The organism is Lysinibacillus sp. KCTC 33748 (assembly GCF_002237755.1).
Taxonomy (GTDB): domain Bacteria; phylum Bacillota; class Bacilli; order Bacillales_A; family Planococcaceae; genus Lysinibacillus.
This window is the reverse complement of the sequence record NZ_MWSJ01000033.1, coordinates 12,689-32,647: the sequence shown is the minus strand read 5'-3', so window position 1 is coordinate 32,647 and position 19,959 is coordinate 12,689. Positions and strand designations below refer to the sequence as shown.

Sequence of the window (19,959 nt, the reverse complement as noted above, 5' to 3'; positions counted from 1 at the left end):
CCAATAGATACAGAAATGTCGAATTTGTTACAAACAAAGGAAAACTTAGCGAATGGTCTTTTCGTTTCATGGTTAATGAAGTACAATATTAGATGTTGACTGATTCTATATTATAATAGAAGTAGATTTACAATGAGGAGGGGAAACATATGAAAAACAATCCAGTCGTTCCTTACATCTTAATTCTTGCATTTGGTGTTGGTCTTATTTTCTTCATGTCTTTAACAGGTGCAGATAACAAAAAAGAAATTGCTACTGAAAAAGAGGGCGGTGGCGAAAAGACAGAAGCTACTGATGACGGTTCAGCTTTAGTACAATCTTGTATTGGCTGTCACGCTGCTGACTTAACTGGTTCTGTAGGTCCAAACTTACATGGATTAGATGAGGCTCATATCGTAGACGTTTTAACTAACGGTATCGAAGGCACACCAATGACACCTGGAATGAAAACTGAAGCGGAAGCAAAAGAAATCGCTAAGTACATTTCAACTCTAAAATAGTTTAACTTCTTTCAGAAGTTAAAGCCTCTGGCAGATGTCACGGAATCGGAAAGGAGTGCTTAGGGGATGTTAGCCTAAATTCATCGCATCCATGCGATAACGGCTAACTGACCTGCATCGTGCAGGCCTAAGCACAAAGCCAATTCCGGACGCAATTCTGCCGAGGCATAATTGATAAAAGTAGCTGCACCGAAAGCGTTTAATCGTAATTGGTGCAGCTACAATTTATTTATCTTCAGTAAAATGGAGTTGCTCAAAATTTTTGAGGCAACTCCATTTGTTTTTTTTCTCGACATCATACATACTAAGAATGGACACTATTGAAGACAGGCGGTAAAAAAATGAATGCACAAAAATTATCAAAACGATTAGAAACAGTAGCAAGCTTTGTTCCCTCAGGCGCAGTTGTAGCTGATATTGGGAGCGATCATGCATATTTACCATGCTACTTAATTCATAAAGGTATTGCTTCTTATGCAGTTGCAGGAGAAGTTGTGAAAGGGCCATTTGAATCAGCAGTAGGACAAGTGCAAAAAGAAGGCTTAACAGAAAAAATTACAGTACGACTTGCGAGTGGTTTAGCGGCAGTGGAAGAAACGGACCATGTTGATACTGTTACTATTGCTGGAATGGGCGGTCCTTTGATTGTCTCCATTTTAGAGAAGCATCCTGAAAAATTAAATGGAGTAACAAGGCTTATTTTGCAGCCAAATATTCATGCTAAAGTGATTCGTGAATGGGCATTAGCACATAATTGGGCAATCCAGGACGAAGAGATTTTAGAGGAAGACGAAAAAATTTATGAAATTCTTGTATTGCAAAGAAGCACAATGACGTTAATGGAACCGGAAATTATATTTGGTCCGAGATTAATGCAACGAAAATCACCAGCATTTATAAAAAAATGGGCTCGTGAAAAAGAAAATTGGCAGCGTGTATTACAGTCTATTGAAGGGGCAGATCAAACACCTGAAATTGAAGAAAAACGTGCAGAGTTAGTGGCTCTACTCAATTTAGTGGAAGGGGTTCTGTGAGATGAAGACAGTAAACGGTCAGGAAATTATTCAATTGTTTGAATCATGGTCGCCTAAAAAGCTAGCCTGTATGGAAAATGACCCTATTGGTCTTGCGATTGGCACTTTAAACAAACCTGTAAGAAAAGTATTAGTCACGTTAGATGTAAATGAAGAAGTAGCCGATGAGGCTATTGCTCAAGGATGCGAACTAATCATTGCACATCATCCACCGATTTTTAGACGACTTTCGAATATTCGTACTGACAATCCAGCTGGGCGTTTATATGAAAAGCTTATTAAAAATGATATTGCTGTTTATGCAGCACATACGAATCTAGATGTGGCTGAAGATGGTGTTAACGATTTACTAGCAGATGCTCTCCAGCTTGAAAACCGTTTTATTCTCGAAGAAACATATGCGGAAAATATGTTGAAGCTGGCTGTTTTTATACCGACTGCAAATGCCACTGATTTACGCGAGGCATTAGCAAAGGCAGGAGCAGGTCGTATTGGCGATTATGAAGCGTGTAGTTATACTACAATGGGGGAAGGGCGCTTCCGTCCACTAGAAGGTGCAAATCCACATGTAGGTGCTATCGGTGAATTACATGTTGAAGAAGAAGTAAAGATAGAAGTAGTATTTCCGGAATCCGTAAAAAATCGTGTGTTAAAGGCAATGTTAAATGCACATCCATATGAAGAACCTGCCTATGATCTCATTCGTCTAGACCAGCAAACAAATGTAATGGGCTTAGGGCGAGTTGGTTTTTTACCACAGGAAATGACTCTTCACGAATTCACACAATTTGTCAAGAAGCAGTTAGACGTACCTGCTGTCCGAGTTGTTGGCGATTTACAGTCGAAAGTGAAAAAAGTTGCGCTTGTCGGAGGCGACGGCAATAAATATATCTATTCTGCGAAACGTGCAGGGGCAGATGTATTTTTAACAGGTGATATGTATTTCCATACTGCCCAGGACGCTCAAGCAATTGGTCTGCAAATCGTAGATCCAGGTCATCATGTGGAGAAGGTGATGATTGCCGGAGTAGCTAAAAAGATGACAAGAATGTGTGAGGATAAAAAATATTCTGTTGAATTTGTACAATCTACTATTCATACAGAACCGTTTTTATTCGTGTAAGAGAGGGGAATATCTGTGGCGAATGAAAGACCTGCTGGCAATAAAGGCGGCAAGTTATGGATCATGATTGGTTTGCTAATTGCTGTGTTTGGGGTAGGCATGACAGTTATGACAAATACGATGAATGCCAAAAAAATTGATGCGATGACCGAGCAATGTGAAAAAGATGGCGGCGAAGCCATCGTCTCAAAAGAAAAGAAGTTTCTATCAACAAACTATTCATTTAAATGTAACCAGTAATATTAAAAAGGCTGAATTATAGTATGTAATATAATTCAGCCTTTTTGTGTTGTTGAAAAACTATTGTGTTAAAGAAATTTAGGTGTCCTATTAAATAAAGTATGATCTTCTACAAAACTAGGGGCTGATTTCCGTTCCGGCTGGGCGCTTTGTTGTGCGAGTAGCCTGGAACGGAAATCACCCTCACTGGAAGTGCCATAACATTCACCAAATTTTTTTGCGTATTTTGTTTTCATCACTATAAAATAAAATTCAGTCTTTTTATGCATGGATTAATTTTAGAGTGTTATGATAGGTGAGTATTCATTGCAATGAGAGGAGCGTTTTGGATTGTTTATTCGATTAACAAAAGAACAACAAGAAACAATAATAGCTGATATTCAACGATTTTTCTACAATAATCGAGATGAGGATATTTCTGAATTTGAAGCAGAAAGAGTATTTGATTTTATAAAGGAAAATATTGCTCCGCATATTTATAATGCAGCTATATCGGATACCAAATATGTTGTAGAAAGACAATATGCTTCAATTGAGGATGAACTTGCAGCATTAGAAAGACCTACTAAATTAAAATAATTTAATTTGAATGAAATAATTGGTATTTTTTATAAATATATGATATTTTTATCTTGGATTAAAGATAATTTAATTCAAAGTAAAAATGGTTTAATTAACTATATGTATATTGAATAAAGAAATGGATTCCTGTACAACATGGCTAAGAGAACCGTTTTTAATGTAAGTGAATGATTCGGTCACAATTTAAGGGATGAATGAAGGAGGAGTCATATGTTGAAAATTGGGGTTATTTTAGGGAGTACTCGTGAAGGGCGTTTAAGCCCACAAGTTGGTGAATGGGTAAAGGCAGTAGCAGAAAAGCGTCGTGATGCGGAATATGAAATAATTGATATCGCTAACTTTAAATTACCATTGCTAGGTGAGCCAGGAGGAGATACTTCTGGAGTAGCTGAGTGGTCGCAAAGTGTTGCTGCATGTGATGGGTTTGTTTTTATCGTTGGGGAATATAATCATTCCATTACCGGTGCACTAAAAAATGCATTAGACTACTTACGCGTGGAATGGAATAATAAGGCCGCAGGTATTGTTTCTTATGGTTCTGTCGGTGGTGCAAGAGCGGCTGAACATTTACGTGGAATTCTTGGTGAATTATTAGTAGCAGATGTTCGCGTGCATCCTGCTCTATCCTTATTTACTGACTTCGAAAACGGCTCGGTCTTTAAACCGAAGGATGTGCAAGCAGATTCAGTAAATCAAATGTTAGATCAGCTTGTTCCTTGGGCAACAGCATTAAAAACGATTCGATAGGGATCTTTAGCAATATGTACAATAAAAAGTACATATTGCTTTTTTATTTGACTCTGTTTAACTTGATTGTTGTTTTTCCAAAATTAAAAGCGTATTCGAGAATTTTCGAATACGCTGGTTTTCGAGTGGCAAATACAAAAAAAATTATAACGTTTCAATCTTTTGAAAAATCTCTTTGTATAGGACATCTAACTCTTTTTCATCTTTTAAATAGAAATACCAAGCATCTTCTCGATTTGCATCGATATCGGATATATAAATTGTCGTATGAGAATCATTATTTAATGCTTCCCAATGAGCTGTTTCATAGGTAAGCCCTTCGTTTGTAAATGGCAAATTACGTTTTCTTGAATCAAAAAAATAATAGGCATTTTAGAATTCAATGATTTTTAGAATTATGGAACTTTTCTGAATGGAATTCGTCTCCATTAATAATGTAATCGGATTGGATTTGAAGGAAAAAGGATTGGAGTGTAAAGTGTGACACAAAAACAAACTAAGAATGAATTTTGGTCATGGTTTAAAGTGATTGGAATGGCAATCATTTTTACAATGAGTGTACGTTATTTTATTCTATCGCCTGTAGTTGTAAAAGGTGCCTCAATGGAGCCGACTTTTGAAACTGGAGATAAAGTTATTGTTAATAAAGTGGGACCACGAATTACCGATTATGACCGCTTCGATGTTATTGTCTTTGAAACAAAGCAAGATAAGCATTATATTAAAAGAATTATCGGTTTACCAGGAGATCGTGTAGCCTACAAAGATGACGTTTTATTTATAAACGGGGAGGCTTTTGATGAGCCCTATTTAACAGAATATAAAGAAGGATTACTTGATAAAGGTGATTTTACATATGATTTCACTCTAGAGGAACAATTAGGGGAAATGACTGTACCAGAGGGTCATTTTTTCGTACTTGGGGATAATCGTCGACAAAGCATAGATAGTCGGAATTTGGATATCGGATTCGTTTCGCAAGATAAAATTTTAGGAACTGCAGGCTTTGTATTGTGGCCGTTTGAAAGGCTTGGTAGTAAACAGTAGTTTGTGCGTAGCTAAGCTTAAATAAAGGAGGAAAAGTATATGAAAATGGTTACCGTAGATCATTATGATGCGTTTAGTGCGATCCCTAATATGGGGAATCCAGCAGGTGTCGTCATTGAGGGAAATCAGTATAGTGAAATGGAAATGCAGGCTATTGCTAAGCAAGTAGGCTTTAACGAAACAGCCTTTGCGCTAAAATCGGATAAAGCAGATTTACGTATACGTTATTTTACACCAGAGCATGAGGTAAATTTATGTGGGCATGCAACGATGGCTACGATATATGCATTAAAAACACAAGGTTTACTAGAAGATAAGTCAAAACTAACTATTGAGACGAAAGCAGGAATTCTTCCAATTGAGATAAAAGAGCAACAAGCAGGACAAATTTATATTACTATGCAACATGTAACACCTCAGTTTGAAGCCTTTAATGGTTCAAAATCTAAACTTGCACAATCAATTGGACTAACAGAGGAAGCGATACATCCTGAATTACCGATAGTCTATGGAAGTACAGGAATTTGGACATTGCTAATACCAATTAAAAATTTAACATACTTTGAAAGAATGACACCGCAATCTGCAGATTTTCCAACTATCCTTGAAGAAATGCCAAAAGCATCCTTGCATCCTTTTTGCTTAGAGGCATTTGATAAGAATGCAAATATGCACGCAAGGCACTTTTCATCACCTTATTCTGGAACAATTGAAGATATAACTACAGGCACTGCTTCTGGTGTAATGGGAGCATATTATGCAAATTATATCGATCAGAAAGCTCAATTGCCAAAAACACTTATTGTAGAACAGGGTCAGGAACTTGGGAAGGATGGGCGTGTGCATGTACATGTAAAAAACGATGAGGGGAAACTGAATATTACGATAACAGGGACTGCGGTATATGTGAAGGAACTAAAAGTGCATATTTAAAAAAGGACCGCTTACAGTATTTTTATTGCTTAAGAAGCGGCCCTTTTTGATATGCCATCCATTCCATTAATGTTTTATTTCTTCAATGACTTTCTCTTTTAAATCTGCATCCATAGAGGAAAGTTTAACGTTATTAGTGAGACGTTCTTTTAATTCTCTATCTGTCATAATACCGCGTTCCTCTAGGATTTGAATAAGTAGATCTAGCGTCATTAAATTTTTGATATCTGCTGCTTTTGTATTCATTGTAAATGCCTCCGAAAGTATAGTATTTCTACTTCTTTAGTGTACTCCTCTTTTTGAGGGATGGCATAAAAAGGTCAAAACAAAGCGAATTTATTTCGTGTCCCGGAATATATTGAATGATTCTAGCAGTAGTGGAAGCCATAAACTGGCTTTTATGAGAAATCAACGACAAGTAGTTGTAAATGCATAGAAGATATTTAATATAATTACTACCATCAAAAAAACTCCTAGCAATAGGAGTTTTATCGTTCATATCTATTTAAACCGAATTTTTATGTATATAAAATGGTGCGAGGCTGGTCGACTCCTAGGAATTTGCGACTGAAACCCCTAGGAAAGTGTCCAATTGGAATGGTAACGAATCACCGTTTTGGTGAGGAGCCTACTTATTACTCATTGAGAATAAAGCCTGATACAGAGTTGCTAGCAAAGCAACAAAGAGCGTATCGTCAGAGTTAAAAAGTTTAAAAGATATCCCAATACGCAAAAGCTCAGTTTCTATAGTACTAGCACTTGCGATTTTTTCATCATTACAATATAAATAGGCGGTTGAAGTAAAATCCTTTTCAAAGCGAAAAGCGAGTCCATCCATTGTAAAGGAGTAGGAGGATTCAAGTAATTGAACCGTCTTCCGTTGTATCGGTAAAATGGATCCATCTGGCATAATAAGCTGATGGCTAACACCCTTTGTTAATGGTGTAAATTGCACTTGAAAAAGCGGTGCTCCTAAAGTAGTACGAGCTTCATAGCGATGTGGCAATGTCTGCTGTGCAGCAACTAACATTACAGCGTTGATTACTTTTCCAACGGATGAACGTTCAACCTTTTGTAGCAAACAAACCGTCTCATTTTGTTCATTCACAATAGGTATATTTGCAAAGCTTTCGAAAGCTTTTGGATAGGTAAGGGTAAATGTAGTCATAAAAAAGCCTCCAATCTACTTATTATACGGGGAAGCTTAACTCCAGGTTTCACCTTCAACAAAAATTTTGATAGACAGTTAGAGAGAGGGATCATAAATGAATGATAAAATGCGTAAGTTTTTTTTTAGATAAAAAAAGTTTAACAATAAAAAAGGCTGACCGATCATGTGAGATTTTCACGTTCGGACAGCCTTTGTTTTTATTATTGAGTTGTGACTTCTCCTGCAAGGGCACGTTTTTCTTGTTCTGAATCGAATTCTTTTTCCATTTTTGACACGACAACAGTTGCTACACCATTACCAATTAAGTTTGTCACGGCGCGAGCCTCAGACATAAAGCGGTCGACCCCGATTAAAAGTGCAATCCCTTCCACTGGAATCATTGGGAATGCTGCTAATGTTGCTGCGAGCGTAATAAAGCCTGAGCCTGTTACACCAGCCGCACCTTTAGATGTTAGCATTAAAATAGCAAGCAATGTAATTTGATGCCAAACATCTAAATCAACTCCATAAGCTTGTGCTATAAAAATAGCCGCCATGGATAAGTAAATGGACGTGCCATCAAGGTTAAAGGAGTACCCTGTTGGAATGACAAGACCAACAACCTGTTTTGAGCAACCATAGTTTTCTAATTTGCGCATCATCGAAGGCAGTGCAGATTCTGATGATGATGTCCCAATAACGATAAAAATTTCATCTTTAATATATTTAATGAACTTAAAAATACTAAACCCGAAGTAACGTGAAATAAGACCAATGATCACGACGATAAAGATAAACATTGTAATATACACGGATAACATTAAAAATCCTAAGTTTCCAAGTGATTTAAGACCAAAATTTCCGATTGTGTAGCTCATTGCACCAAATGCACCAATCGGGGAAACCTTCATGACCATATTAACAATTTTAAAGAATATATCTGCTACTCGTTCGAAAAATGTAATAACCGGTTTAGCTGGTTCACCAATAGCAGCAGCTGCTACGCCAAATAAAACAGCTGAGAATAAAACAGGTAATAACTCTCCATTTGCGAGTGCTCCTACAACATTATCAGGTATAATTTGCATAATGAATGCACCAATACCATGTTCTGTAGCGGCTGCTGCCTCTGTATATTGAGAAACATCTGCACCGTTAGCAGCTGCTGTATTAAATCCTTTACCAGGTTGTACAATATTGACAACGATTAAGCCGATCGCTAGTGCGAAAGTAGAGACAATTTCAAAATAAATTAATGCCTTCCCGCCAATTTTACCAACTTTTTTTACATCGCCCATACTACCAATTCCGATAACGACTGTTAAGAAAATGATAGGAGCTATTAACATCTTAATTAATTTAATAAAAATATCTGCTAATATTTTTAACTTCGCTCCGAACTCTGGAAACGTAGCACCTACAATAATACCTAGCACAATGGCAATCAGTACTTGTACAGTTAAGTTTTTAAAATTTATACGCATAAAGTTCTCCCCTTACACTACTTATGAATATTATGTGAACGCTTTCATGTGGTTATCATAGCTGAAATTTTCCGACAATAGTTTTTATGTCCGTAATGTTTCTATTGTTCATTTTGTTCATTTTTAGTCGGAGGATCAATAAAACTAGTCATAGTAAGAGTTTGGGGCTGTTTTATAGTAGATTTGCAATTTTGGAATCTATTATAATACAAAAGAAAAAATCCCCACGAAGGTGAGAATTTTATCATTAATGAACAAAATTATTAATTTCATAATAACGGGCAGTGAAGAAACCTCACTGTTTAAAAGTTTCACTTTAAGGAGATACAATTTTTTCTATTTCGGATAAAACATCGTTGTTTTGTACATTGTTTCTATAAAAATCATAGACAGGTGCTAGTTTTTCTTTAAAACGTTGTCGTTCCTCATTGCTCATCGTATAAATCTCAAAGTTATCTTGCTGCTCAAGCTTTTGTAAATCTTCTTTGTTCATTTCTACAGCTTGTTCAAATTGCCAGTCTGTTGTTTCCTTCATAGCCTCCATAATCTGCTTTTGGATTTTAGGAGGTAAGGATTTCCAAAACTTATCGTTTATTAAAACAGCGTATCCTAAAATGCCATGCTTAGTTAATGTCATATGCTTTTGCACCTTATAGAAACCTTTAGAATAAATGTTTGACGCTGTGTTTTCCTGAGCATCAATAGTATTCGATTCTAAATCAGTAAAAACCTCGCTAAAGGAAATTGGAGTTGGGGTAGCCCCAACAGCCTCGAATTGCTTTTCAAGCGTTTTACTTGGCATTGTACGGACTCGTAGGCCTTTTAAGTCTTCAAATCTATGAATAGGGTGATTGACAGTAGTTAAATGTTTAAAGCCATTATGCCAAAAACCTAGTCCTTTTATATGAAAAGGTTCAAGCTCATTTAACAATTCTTCACCAATCGAACCTGTAAGAACTTCGTGGACTTCATCATCCGTATTAAAAAGATAAGGTAAATCAAGAACCTGCAAATTTGGTATATAGGATGTCATCTTTGAAAAAGTAGGGATAATCATTTCTACTTCTCCATTTTCTAAAGCCTGAAACTCATTTTCATCATTAAACAAAGAAGAGTTTGGGTAGACGTGTACCTTCACCTCACCATTTGTTTTTTCCTGAACAAGCTCGGCGAATTTACTTGCCGCTTGTCCTTTTGGTGTATTCTCAGCTACTACATGACTTAAATGAATCGTTATTTGTGTATCCAAGCCTTTTTGCTCATGGTCATAGGGAAGAGGCTTGGCGAATAGTAAGCCTTGTTGAACACCAATCGCTATCGTTAATAATAAAACGGTTACTATTGTTCCAATAATAAATTTTTTCATCAATTACACCCAATTTATTCGTATTTTCTGATGTTTTTGTTATTCTAACATATGGAGTAAGCTAAAATATAGTAAGAGGAGGCGTACATCTTGAAATTTCAAAAATTATCGATGAAGAGAAAAATTATGTCTCTGACTTTTTTTATTCTCATGCTCTCCTTTAGTATAGGTGGTACATTTTTGCTAGGGTATGTCATGAATGAACAAAAGGATAAGCTTGGAAATCAGGCTCTGCTTGTCGCAAAAACAGTATCACAGCTTCCTGAGCTAAAAACGTACATTGCAAATAATAATTTTAATGAGGCTACGGAACACATTAATCCTGTAGTGGAAGAAATACGTGATATAAATGGAGCGCAGTATATTGTTGTCCTTGATATGCAAAGGCGCAAGTATTCACATCCAAAAACAGAAGAGATCGGTCGTGTTTCGCAATCAGGTGATCTAAATGCAGCGTTTTCTGAGCATTATTATACATCTATTGCACATGGTGAACATGGAGATATGGTACGAGCATTCGTCCCGATAATGAGTAAAGAAGGAAGACAAATAGGTGTAGTAGTAGTAGGTTATAGTGTTTTAACTATTGCGGAGTTACTACAATCGATTCAAACAGAATTAATCATTACAATCTTATTGTCTCTTTTCTTTAGTGCATGGGGGGCTCATACGTTAGGCCTTCATATGAAAAAGCAAATGTTTGGGTTAGAACCTCATGAAATTGCTAAAATGTATGTAGAAAGAACAGAAACCTTTAACGCAATGCATGAAGGGATTATTGCTATAGATAATGAATTGACAATCACAATATTTAATGAAAAAGCGTGTGAAATATTAGGTGTACATAAACAACCATCAACATTAATAGGGAAGAAAATTTTTGATATATTACCGGATACACGATTACCGGAAATTTTGGAGCTAGATCAACCTATTTTCAATCGTGAGCTCTATATAAATGATCACAGTATTATGAGTAATCGTATTCCTATACAAGTTAATGGAAAAACAGTTGGCGCTGTGGCCATGTTTAAGGATCGTACAGAAGTGAAAAAACTTGCAGAGGAATTAACGGGTGTTAAGGCATTCGTACAAGCATTACGCGTACAAACGCATGAGCATAAAAATAAATTGCACACAATTGCTGGTCTTTTGCAGCTTGGACATCATGAACAAGCACTCACTTACTTAACGCAAGTAAAAGAAGAACACGATGAAATTACAAATTTTTTAAATGAACGGATTAAAAATGAAAATATTTCAGGGCTTCTCCTTAGTAAAATTTCTTATGCGAAAGAGCAGGGAATTCTACTGGAGATTGACAGAGAAAGCCGTTTGACAACATTTCCTAACAATTTAGACCACCATGATTTCGTTATTTTATTTGGTAACTTAATTGAAAATGCTTTTGATGCATTAAAGGATGTACAAATTGAAGAAAAAATGATCCATGTTTCTGTTGATGAGGATGAGGATGTGCTTGCAATTCTAGTAACAGATAATGGTATAGGCATGACAAATGAAATAAAATCACATATTTTTGATAATGGTTATTCGACAAAAGAGAAAAAAGGTCGGGGCATTGGACTTTATTTAATAAAAGAAATTGTACAAAAAGGAAAGGGAGAAATAGAAGTCATAAGTGAGCCGAATAAGGGAACAAGCTTTTTAATAACTTTTTACCATACTTAATAGGCATATTACCAAAGGCTGAGAGTAACAATTGTTTTTTGATTAGAGTAAAGACTGGACGACTACTTATGGTTCATTTGAGAAAATTTACACATATAGAGATAGAACAGAGTGTATGGAGGGCTAACAGTGACACAAACAAAGGTTTTATTAATAGAGGACGATCCGATGGTGCGAGAAGTTAATCGCCAATTTATTGAAAAGATAGCTGGATTTGAAGTAATTGGACAAGCCTCAAATGGAGTAGAGGGGATTGCTCAAATTCGAAAACTTAAACCAGAATTAGTATTTATGGATATTTTCATGCCAGAGCAGGATGGAGTGACAAGCTTACGAAAAATTCGTGAACTTGAATTACCAGTAGATGTAATTACGGTAACCGCTGCTAATGATATGGAAACGGTCAAACAGGTCCTGCATCTTGGCGTCTTTGATTATATTATGAAACCTTTTTCATTTGAACGAGTGCAAGGCACGCTTGAAAATTATTTGCGCTTCAAAAAGCAAATACAAACAGGGCGTGAGCTAACACAGGGGGAGCTCGATCAATTATTCCATTACCATGATGGGCATAATGAGGTGCAGCAAACAAATGTCGTACGCCCGGAAAAAAGTTTACCTAAAGGGTTTAATCGTGCAACACTAGAGAAAGTTGTGCACTATTTGCAATCTGTAGAAGGAGCATCGGCCGAAGAAGTTGCCAGTGGTATAGGTATTGCACGCGTAACAGCAAGACGATACTTAGATTATTTAGAGAAGCAAAAGGAAATTACGATGGATGTACATTATGGTGGCATTGGTCGTCCGGTCAACTATTACTTTAGTAAATAATGAAAAATCCTGATTGTCTGTTTCAACAATCAGGATTCTTCAATTAGTCCGGCATAATTTTATCAACAGGCTTTGGCGTTTTAATTTTAGGTAAAATTTTATCTAATGTAACTGTACGCTTAATGCTATGTGTTGATTCATCATTTTCATCGAATTGATCAAGGAATGAAATAACCTCTTTTACAATTGGTGTTGGCGTTGACGCCCCTGCAGTGACAGCGACGGAATTAATGCCTTTTAACCATTCAATTTTTAGCTCAGAAACGTCTGCAATTCGATAAGATGGCGTACCTGCTATTTCAACAGATACTTGTGTTAAACGATTTGAGTTATTGGATTTTGGATCACCAACAACAATAAGTAATTCTGCTTCCCCGGCTTGCTGAGCAACTGCCTCTTGACGTACCTGGGTTGCTAAACAAATCTCTTTATGCACTTCAATATGTGGGAATTTCTCTTTTAAACTATCCATTAAATGAGCGACATCCCATTGACTCATCGTCGTTTGATTCGTTACTAGTAATTTATCATTCGTTAAATTTAATGCATCAATATCAGTGGATGATTGTACTAAATGCACGTGATCTGGTGCAACGCCAATTGCTCCTTCTGGCTCAGGATGGCCTTTTTTACCGATATAAATAATATCATAGCCATTTGATGATTTTTCACGAATTAAATCGTGTGTAACTGTTACGTCAGGACATGTAGCATCAATGGATACTAAGCCTTTTCGCTTCGCAATTTCACGAATTTCAGGTGAAACACCGTGCGCTGTGAAAATAACAGTGCCAGTTTCAACTTGTTCAATAATTTCTAAACGATTCTCGCCATCTAATGTGATGATGCCATCTTCTTCAAATGCATCCGTGACATGTTTATTATGCACAATCATACCTAAAATGTAGATAGGTCTTGGTAATGTTTTATCTAATGCGGCGTTTCGAGCGATGACCATCGCATCAACAACACCGTAGCAATAGCCACGTGGATTAATTTTTAATACTTGCATGGTTGTGACTCCTTTCAAGCTTACCTATCTACATTATAACGGACAAGAACGGCGAATACAAAGAAACCTTCATCTACATAGGCGGCTGGAAAATACGAGGCTTAGACGGAAGTGGGTTAGCTGGTGTATAGGATGTATTTTCTCGAGACGCTTTTCGACTTTTGCTAGAACCTCCTCCTCCGCTAGCTGCTGCTTCAGCTGCTACTGCTCCAGCCCCTGCGGCAGCTCCAGCAGCAGGAAGACCTTGAAACCCTTTATACAATTTTAAAAGTGATGGAATATTTTTCACCATTGGCATTGCTTGCTGAATGTAAGGCGTATATGTTTTCGCTGAGTTAAATAAGCTATTCGCCTGCTGCAAAAATGAACCTATTTTTGATGGCTCCTGCATAGATGGCATTGGCATTTGTCCTCCAAATGATCCTATTCCACTAGACATTGGAAAGCCACCCGGCATTCGTGCTTGATTTGGAAAGCCTCCGGGCGGGAAAAAGGACTGTGGTGACATCTGTGGAGGCATTTGCATCGGCATTTGCATGGGCATTCTTGGCATTCCCATGCCACCAGGATACATTGGGAACTGATAAGGTGGTCTAAATACCATAACGATCTCCTTTCAATAGTGATTTATCATTGATGACATACCTGATTATAAATATGATATGCAGAAGGGTAAGTTAGCGTTCGACACCCACAAATAAATAACTAAGGCGATTGTAAAAGTATCTCACTATAGCCTGTCAGGATTACTTATTTCATATGTAGTCAATAAGTGGTAAAAAATTCTTGAAAACTACACATTTTTTCACTCTTTCGGTCGATAAGAAAGGTATAATGTATCATTAAGTTTACAAAAAGATGATTTTGAAGTTACTAGATTAAAATAGCAGAGGGTAAAAATAGGGGGTATTCTGTGACAATTAAAGTGAGAAGTATAGTGTCGTTTGGTCTTATCGTCGTATTAGTTTTAGTGATGGGGATTTTTCAGCAACAAAATGCCAAATCCCAACTAGAGCAAGTTCATTTGATAAAAGAAAAAACACTTCAAACGACGTTATTAGCAGATGAAATGAAACTAGCAGTCGTACAGGTTCAGCAGTATTTGACGGATATTAGTGCCACAAGAGCACTTAATAATTTAGATGATGGATTTGAGCAAGCAGATAAATATAGCAAAATTTTTCATGAAAATTTGGAACAAGTGAAAAAAATGCATCCGGAAGAGCAGGAAAAATTAGATGCGATTAAAGTAGCGTTTGATGAGTATTATAGTTCAGGTCAGAAAATGGCCCATAGTTATATTCAAGGAGGGCCTGAGCTAGGGAATAAAATAATGCTGAAATTCGATACGACTTCAATTGAGATTAATGACAAAGTAGATTTGTTGCAACAAAAAAACATTACAGACACGCAAAGTTCATTAGCGCATGTTGAAAAGCTTATTGATAATAATAAGCAGTGGTTCTTATGGATGTTCTGTATTATTGCAATGATTTGTGTAGTAGTTGGGTTACTATTTGTACGTTCCATAATTGTTCCTGTCAATAAGTTAACTTCTGCAGCAAAGGTAATTGCTGAAGGAGACTTATGCCAAAAGGATATCGAAGTTAGAACGAAGGATGAAATTAAAGATTTGGCAGATTCTTTTAATTTGATGAAGTCTAATTTACATTCATTAATACATAGCATGACTGCAAATGTTGAGCATACAACATCAGCAGCTGAAGAGTTAGCAGTAAGTACAGATGAAATTTCAAATTCCTCTCATGATATTGCAAATCTTGTGGAGAAAATGGCAATTAGTGATAACCAAGCAGCTATTACTAGTCGTGAAAGTACGATAACAATGGATGAAACTGCCCAAGGTGTTCAACGTATTGCAGAGGCAACTCAAATGCTTCATTCTAAAGCAGTCGACACGCAATCTATTGCAAATAATGGTGAAAAAACGTTGCATGTCGCAGAAGACCAAATGTCGATTATCCAACAATCTTCTAATACAACAAATGAACGTATTAAGAAGCTAAGCACACAATCAGCTGAAATCGTTAATATTACAAAAGTAATTACTGAGATTACGGAACAAACAAATCTTCTAGCACTAAATGCTGCGATTGAGGCGGCTCGTGCAGGAGAGCATGGTAAAGGCTTCGCTGTAGTGGCAGATGAAGTACGTAAATTAGCAGAGGAATCCAAAGCATCTGCCAATCAAATAGTCGATGTAATAGCGCTTATTCAGCAAGAAACGAGAGAAGTAGAAAAGGCTGTAAGTGTAACTGTATTGAATGTGGATGAGGGTGTCACATTTATTCAGAATGCCCAAAATGCCTTTGAAGGAATTTTAAAATCGATTAGTGATATGACATCTCAGATTGAGGATGTGTCTGCTTCTACACAACAAATTTCTGCAAGTGTTGAAGAAATAGCAGCATCGGTCAATGATATGTCTACTACTTCCAGTAATACTGCACTACAATCTGAAACAATAGCATCGACAATAGAAGAGCAAGCAGCGACTATTCAAGAAATTAACGCTGTTGCAAAGGCATTAAGCGAAGAAGCGGTGTCCGTGAAGGAAGAAATCAATAAATTTAAAGTTTAAGGCTCATTACCAAAACGTGAGTTGTTTTTCGTTCCGCTATGGCTGATCCTCCAAGGAGTCGCCCAGCCGAAACGGAAATCAACTTATATATAGAATATACACTATAAAAATGTCATCACTAACTTTTGATGATGAAACATTTAAAATCGTTGGCTGTAAAGTAATCTTTCTCTAATACGTTTCTTAATACTTAAGCTTTAGAACAAAGAAAGTCCTCTATGTCTAAAAGTGCACAAAAAAGCGAGGTAATCTCCAACGAAATAACAGTTTGGAAATACCTCGCTCTATTTATTTAGTAGTAAAATCTTTCAGTTGAGAAGGAGGGGCACAAACGTTAGAGGAACAACTTTTCTGTAATGAGCATGATGCGCACTTGCCCTTCTTCTGCTTCTTAATGCTCTTATATAAGGTAATACCAGCATAGCCAAATATAATGCTACCGAGTAAGATATTAATTAATAAAGACATTCTATACACCTCACATCAATAAATTCCCAATACCATAAATCATAAGTGCAATTAGATATGCTACAACAAATGGATAGATAGTTGCGAATAATGTCCATTTCACAGACTGTGTTTCTCTTTTTATTGCACCTACTGTGGCTAAACAAGGCATGTACAGTAAAACAAAGGCCAAGAATGTATAAGCACTTAAAGCTGTAAAATGAGTTGTCATTGTAGATGATAAGACACCTTCACTTACGCCATAAATAATCGCCATCGTCGAAACAATCACTTCTTTTGCCAGGAATCCAGCAATTAGGGATGCACCGGCTTGCCATGTTCCAAAGCCAAGTGGGATAAACAACACACCGAAAGCGCCTCCAATAATTGCTAAAAAGCTATCATCCATATTGACATTAGCGCCATGTGGTCCTAAATAAGAAAGAAGCCAAATAATCACGGAACCGGCAAAGATTATAGTACCAGCTTTACGGAAAAATCCTTTTCCTTTTTCCCAGGTAGAACGCCAAAGTGTTTTTAGCTGTGGTACATGATAGGCTGGTAATTCAACAATAAAAACTGAAGTTTCATTTTTTAAGATCGTCATCGATAATAATTTTGTTACAATAAGCGCTACCACTATACCCATTACATATAGGGAGAATACTACTAAGGATTGATGTGCAGTAAAAAATGCTGCACCGAACAAAGCATATACAGGTAACCTTGCTGAACAGCTCATAAACGGAGCAACAAGAATAGTTAATAGTCGTTCTCTTGGCTGTTCAATTGTTCTCGCAGCCATTACACCCGGAACATTACATCCAAAGCTAACAATCATCGGAATAAAGGCCTTGCCGTTTAAGCCGAAAAATTCCATAAGGCGATCCATAACAACAGCAATTCTCGCCATATACCCGGAATCTTCTAATAGTGAAATAAAGAAAAATAGTACAAAGATTTGTGGAATGAACACTAAGACGCCACCAACCCCTGCAATGATCCCATCACATATTAAATTAATAATAAAAGGGGATGCACCAATAGCTTCTAAGCCTTGCGTAACAGTATCTGTTAGCGGGCCGCCTACAAATCCATCCAGATAATCAGATATCGGGGTACCAATCCATGCAAACGTTGCCTGAAACATTAAAAACATAAGTGCTAAGAAAATTGGAATACCTAAAATCGGGTGTGTTAGAATTTTATCAATTTTCTCTGTCCATTGTGTTTCACTTTTCTCTTGTATGATTACCTCGCTGTAAATGTTAGCAATATATAAATCACGCTTTTTAGCAATAGCTTTATTTAATGGTTCACCTATTTGCTTCTCTAAAGCATCACGTACTGCAGCTAGCTGTTCAAAATATTCATTATCTTTCAAATAAGCATCAACAGCTTCATTCCCTAATAAAAATTGAATAGTACACCATCTTTTTTGTTCCTCAGGTATATGCTGTAATAATGCTTCAATTTTTGCGATACCTTCTTCAAGTAGGTCATCATAGGTTAATGTAAAATGTTGTTGGGTACGATCTGAGTCTTGAATCGCGGCATAAATACCTTCAACACCTTTCCCAGTACGAGCACTTATTGGAATAACAGGTACTCCCAAAGAACGCTGTAATTTCTCGACATCAATTGAAATGCCTTTCTTTTTTGCAACGTCTATCATATTTAAACAAACGAAAACAGGTTTTCTAAGTTCTAGTATATCTACAGTTAATTGCATATTTCGTTCGAAATTAGAGGCATCAATAATATTTAAAATTCCATCTACCTGATCTTCAAGTAAAAATGAAGTCACAACACTTTCATCTCTTGAAATCGGGTTAAGCGTATAGACACCAGGTAAATCAATAATTTCCTTTTGTAGTTTTTTTACTTGTCCTACTTTTTTTTCAACGGTTACGCCACTCCAATTGCCAACGTATTCATATGAATTTGTTAACGTATTGAACAGTGATGTTTTACCGATATTGGGGTTTCCTATTAAAGCTAATCTACTCATAATTGTTCGACCTTTATATCCATTAAATCTTTTTTTCTAAGCCCGATTTTCTGTCCTTGACATTCTAAAATACAAGCGCCAGAAAACCATCCTTTTTGGACCATACAAACTTGACAGCCTTCCTTTATACCGAAAGCATTTAATCGTTTACATAAAAGAGTGTCAATTTGCTGAAGATCTTTCACTTTAACTTTTTCACCCAATTGAACCGCATGAAGGTTCATGAGATCTACCTACTTTCTTGTAGTGATAATCATTATCGGAAAAATCTTATCACTTTTTGGCGGGTCTATCAATAATAAGTTTACTATATAAAACAATACTATTTAGCAAAGTTAAAGACTTTTATTCTTCATGACAACGCAGCATTCTGTACCCAACGCGGACATGTGTCTGGATTAACTTCGGGTTAGCTGGATTGTCCTCTATTTTCTTTCGAAGAGTAGCCATAAAAACTCTTAGACTGGGAACGTCCGATTGAAGTGCATTGTGCCAAATTTCCTTTAAAATAAAATTATGTGTTAATACTTTGCCGACATGCTTTGATAAAACAACCAAGAGCTTATACTCAATAGGGGTCAAATGCACTTCTTTACCATTTACAAACACAGTATTTGCCGCGTAGTTTATTTGTAAATGACCATTTACAAAGACAGAGGGTTCGTTTTCTAGCTGATGCTCGAACGACATTCTTCTCAAAGCTACTCGAATTCGGGCTAAAAGCTCTTCAACGCTGAAAGGCTTTGTAACATAATCGTCTGCTCCAGCATCTAAAGCATTGATTTTATCGTGCTCTTCGCCACGTGCACTAACTACGATAATAGGTGTTTGAGTCCAGCTTCTAATTTTCGTTATGAGCTCTACACCGTCTATGTCCGGTAGTCCTAAATCCAATATAAATACGTCTGGGTTCATGGCAAGAGCCTTTTGTAGAGCACTATTACCATCTCGTGCAATGTCGAATTCATACTGCTGAGTAGCTAATGTCATTTTAATTAAATTGCCAATGGCTATATCGTCTTCTACTACTAGAATTCGTTTATTCATCGAATTTCATTACTCCTTTTTCGGCTCTTTCCCATAACATGGATGGGAGTTATTTCTGTTCCTAATGGGCGATTACAAAGGAGGGCTGATCAGAATCCCGCCTATGACGTT

The 19,959-nt window shown here is 36.7% G+C and carries 22 protein-coding genes; 11 read left to right on the top strand and 11 right to left on the bottom strand.

The annotated features are described in order from the left end of the window. Positions 1–149: 149 nt before the first annotated feature. From B1B04_RS23840 to B1B04_RS23815, 6 genes are all read left to right on the top strand, one after another. Positions 150–500, top strand: a complete 351-nt coding sequence (locus B1B04_RS23840; RefSeq protein ID WP_079563868.1) for a c-type cytochrome — start codon at positions 150–152, stop codon at positions 498–500. 341 nt (positions 501–841) lie between these two features. Next, positions 842–1,534 carry a tRNA (adenine(22)-N(1))-methyltransferase gene (locus tag B1B04_RS23835; RefSeq protein ID WP_079563866.1) on the top strand — a complete coding sequence of 231 codons (693 nt, stop codon included), beginning with the start codon at positions 842–844 and terminating at the stop codon, positions 1,532–1,534. Between the two features lies 1 nt (position 1,535). After that, positions 1,536–2,657, top strand: a complete 1,122-nt coding sequence (locus B1B04_RS23830) for a Nif3-like dinuclear metal center hexameric protein (RefSeq protein ID WP_079563864.1) — start codon at positions 1,536–1,538, stop codon at positions 2,655–2,657. A gap of 15 nt (positions 2,658–2,672) precedes the next feature. Beyond that, positions 2,673–2,897 carry a hypothetical protein gene (locus B1B04_RS23825; protein WP_079563862.1) on the top strand — a complete coding sequence of 75 codons (225 nt, stop codon included), beginning with the start codon at positions 2,673–2,675 and terminating at the stop codon, positions 2,895–2,897. Positions 2,898–3,227: 330 nt separating this feature from the next. Next, a complete protein-coding gene (locus B1B04_RS23820) occupies positions 3,228–3,476 on the top strand; it encodes a DUF2164 domain-containing protein (RefSeq protein WP_079563859.1) in 249 nt (82 codons plus the stop codon). Positions 3,477–3,689: 213 nt separating this feature from the next. Further along, on the top strand, positions 3,690–4,226 hold the full coding sequence (locus B1B04_RS23815; protein WP_079563857.1) for an NADPH-dependent FMN reductase: 537 nt from the start codon (positions 3,690–3,692) through the stop codon (positions 4,224–4,226). 144 nt (positions 4,227–4,370) lie between these two features. On the opposite strand, the gene B1B04_RS23810 is transcribed toward B1B04_RS23815, so the two are convergent. After that, on the bottom strand, positions 4,371–4,562 hold the full coding sequence (locus tag B1B04_RS23810) for a hypothetical protein (RefSeq protein WP_240518381.1): 192 nt from the start codon (positions 4,560–4,562) through the stop codon (positions 4,371–4,373). 144 nt (positions 4,563–4,706) lie between these two features. Here B1B04_RS23810 and lepB point away from each other — a divergent pair, with 144 nt between their 5' ends. Further along, a complete protein-coding gene (gene lepB / locus B1B04_RS23805; protein ID WP_079563855.1) occupies positions 4,707–5,273 on the top strand; it encodes a signal peptidase I in 567 nt (188 codons plus the stop codon). Between the two features lie 39 nt (positions 5,274–5,312). Beyond that, positions 5,313–6,206 carry a PhzF family phenazine biosynthesis isomerase gene (locus B1B04_RS23800; protein WP_079563852.1) on the top strand — a complete coding sequence of 298 codons (894 nt, stop codon included), beginning with the start codon at positions 5,313–5,315 and terminating at the stop codon, positions 6,204–6,206. Positions 6,207–6,272: 66 nt separating this feature from the next. Here B1B04_RS23800 and B1B04_RS23795 read toward each other — a convergent pair whose 3' ends face one another. From B1B04_RS23795 to B1B04_RS23780, 4 genes are all read right to left on the bottom strand, one after another. Beyond that, the gene (locus B1B04_RS23795) at positions 6,273–6,452 is read right to left on the bottom strand and encodes a hypothetical protein (protein WP_079563850.1); all 180 of its coding nucleotides are present in this window, start codon (positions 6,450–6,452) and stop codon (positions 6,273–6,275) included. Positions 6,453–6,834: 382 nt separating this feature from the next. After that, on the bottom strand, positions 6,835–7,374 hold the full coding sequence (locus B1B04_RS23790) for a tubby C-terminal domain-like protein (protein WP_079563848.1): 540 nt from the start codon (positions 7,372–7,374) through the stop codon (positions 6,835–6,837). A 203-nt stretch (positions 7,375–7,577) separates the two neighbouring features. Beyond that, complete coding sequence (locus tag B1B04_RS23785) at positions 7,578–8,840, bottom strand: dicarboxylate/amino acid:cation symporter (RefSeq protein WP_079563845.1); 1,263 nt, start codon at positions 8,838–8,840, stop codon at positions 7,578–7,580. 316 nt (positions 8,841–9,156) lie between these two features. Continuing rightward, positions 9,157–10,206: a TRAP transporter substrate-binding protein gene (locus tag B1B04_RS23780; RefSeq protein ID WP_079563843.1), complete on the bottom strand. Its 1,050-nt coding sequence runs from the start codon at positions 10,204–10,206 to the stop codon at positions 9,157–9,159. Between the two features lie 111 nt (positions 10,207–10,317). Between B1B04_RS23780 and B1B04_RS23775 the strand changes: the two genes are divergently transcribed. Beyond that, entirely contained in the window at positions 10,318–11,898 is a 1,581-nt protein-coding gene (locus tag B1B04_RS23775) for an ATP-binding protein (protein WP_427483614.1), read from the top strand. A 129-nt stretch (positions 11,899–12,027) separates the two neighbouring features. Then, the gene (locus tag B1B04_RS23770; protein WP_079563838.1) at positions 12,028–12,729 is read left to right on the top strand and encodes a response regulator; all 702 of its coding nucleotides are present in this window, start codon (positions 12,028–12,030) and stop codon (positions 12,727–12,729) included. A 43-nt stretch (positions 12,730–12,772) separates the two neighbouring features. Here the strand turns inward: B1B04_RS23770 and B1B04_RS23765 are convergent, their stop codons facing one another. Next, complete coding sequence (locus B1B04_RS23765) at positions 12,773–13,741, bottom strand: 4-hydroxy-3-methylbut-2-enyl diphosphate reductase (protein WP_079563836.1); 969 nt, start codon at positions 13,739–13,741, stop codon at positions 12,773–12,775. Between the two features lie 73 nt (positions 13,742–13,814). Continuing rightward, entirely contained in the window at positions 13,815–14,345 is a 531-nt protein-coding gene (gene vrrA, locus B1B04_RS23760; protein ID WP_079563834.1) for a VrrA/YqfQ family protein, read from the bottom strand. Positions 14,346–14,654: 309 nt separating this feature from the next. Here vrrA and B1B04_RS23755 point away from each other — a divergent pair, with 309 nt between their 5' ends. Then, entirely contained in the window at positions 14,655–16,343 is a 1,689-nt protein-coding gene (locus tag B1B04_RS23755) for a methyl-accepting chemotaxis protein (RefSeq protein ID WP_079563832.1), read from the top strand. A 288-nt stretch (positions 16,344–16,631) separates the two neighbouring features. On the opposite strand, the gene B1B04_RS23750 is transcribed toward B1B04_RS23755, so the two are convergent. The 4 genes from B1B04_RS23750 to B1B04_RS23735 form a co-directional block, all read right to left on the bottom strand. After that, positions 16,632–16,811, bottom strand: coding sequence for a FeoB-associated Cys-rich membrane protein (locus tag B1B04_RS23750; RefSeq protein ID WP_079563830.1), 180 nt, complete (start codon positions 16,809–16,811; stop codon positions 16,632–16,634). A gap of 10 nt (positions 16,812–16,821) precedes the next feature. Further along, complete coding sequence (gene feoB, locus B1B04_RS23745) at positions 16,822–18,801, bottom strand: ferrous iron transport protein B (RefSeq protein ID WP_079563827.1); 1,980 nt, start codon at positions 18,799–18,801, stop codon at positions 16,822–16,824. After that, complete coding sequence (locus tag B1B04_RS23740) at positions 18,798–19,025, bottom strand: FeoA family protein (RefSeq protein WP_079563825.1); 228 nt, start codon at positions 19,023–19,025, stop codon at positions 18,798–18,800. Before B1B04_RS23740 ends, feoB begins: the two co-directional genes overlap by 4 nt. Positions 19,026–19,146: 121 nt before the next feature. Further along, positions 19,147–19,848, bottom strand: a complete 702-nt coding sequence (locus tag B1B04_RS23735) for a response regulator transcription factor (RefSeq protein WP_079563822.1) — start codon at positions 19,846–19,848, stop codon at positions 19,147–19,149. Positions 19,849–19,959: the final 111 nt, after the last annotated feature.

Bases quoted from the DNA above. Each gene is read 5' to 3' on its own strand.
- B1B04_RS23815 (WP_079563857.1), top strand. From the start codon at position 3,690: ATGTTGAAAATTGGGGTTATTTTAGGGAGTACTCGTGAAGGGCGTTTA.
- B1B04_RS23795 (WP_079563850.1), bottom strand. From the start codon at position 6,452: ATGAATACAAAAGCAGCAGATATCAAAAATTTAATGACGCTAGATCTA.
- B1B04_RS23765 (WP_079563836.1), bottom strand. From the start codon at position 13,741: ATGCAAGTATTAAAAATTAATCCACGTGGCTATTGCTACGGTGTTGTT.
- B1B04_RS23790 (WP_079563848.1), bottom strand. From the start codon at position 7,374: ATGACTACATTTACCCTTACCTATCCAAAAGCTTTCGAAAGCTTTGCA.
- B1B04_RS23735 (WP_079563822.1), bottom strand. From the start codon at position 19,848: ATGAATAAACGAATTCTAGTAGTAGAAGACGATATAGCCATTGGCAAT.
- B1B04_RS23775 (WP_427483614.1), top strand. From the start codon at position 10,318: ATGAAGAGAAAAATTATGTCTCTGACTTTTTTTATTCTCATGCTCTCC.
- B1B04_RS23780 (WP_079563843.1), bottom strand. From the start codon at position 10,206: ATGAAAAAATTTATTATTGGAACAATAGTAACCGTTTTATTATTAACG.
- B1B04_RS23740 (WP_079563825.1), bottom strand. From the start codon at position 19,025: ATGAACCTTCATGCGGTTCAATTGGGTGAAAAAGTTAAAGTGAAAGAT.
- vrrA (WP_079563834.1), bottom strand. From the start codon at position 14,345: ATGGTATTTAGACCACCTTATCAGTTCCCAATGTATCCTGGTGGCATG.
- B1B04_RS23800 (WP_079563852.1), top strand. From the start codon at position 5,313: ATGAAAATGGTTACCGTAGATCATTATGATGCGTTTAGTGCGATCCCT.
- feoB (WP_079563827.1), bottom strand. From the start codon at position 18,801: ATGAGTAGATTAGCTTTAATAGGAAACCCCAATATCGGTAAAACATCA.
- B1B04_RS23785 (WP_079563845.1), bottom strand. From the start codon at position 8,840: ATGCGTATAAATTTTAAAAACTTAACTGTACAAGTACTGATTGCCATT.
- B1B04_RS23840 (WP_079563868.1), top strand. From the start codon at position 150: ATGAAAAACAATCCAGTCGTTCCTTACATCTTAATTCTTGCATTTGGT.
- B1B04_RS23830 (WP_079563864.1), top strand. From the start codon at position 1,536: ATGAAGACAGTAAACGGTCAGGAAATTATTCAATTGTTTGAATCATGG.
- B1B04_RS23835 (WP_079563866.1), top strand. From the start codon at position 842: ATGAATGCACAAAAATTATCAAAACGATTAGAAACAGTAGCAAGCTTT.
- B1B04_RS23750 (WP_079563830.1), bottom strand. From the start codon at position 16,811: ATGTCTTTATTAATTAATATCTTACTCGGTAGCATTATATTTGGCTAT.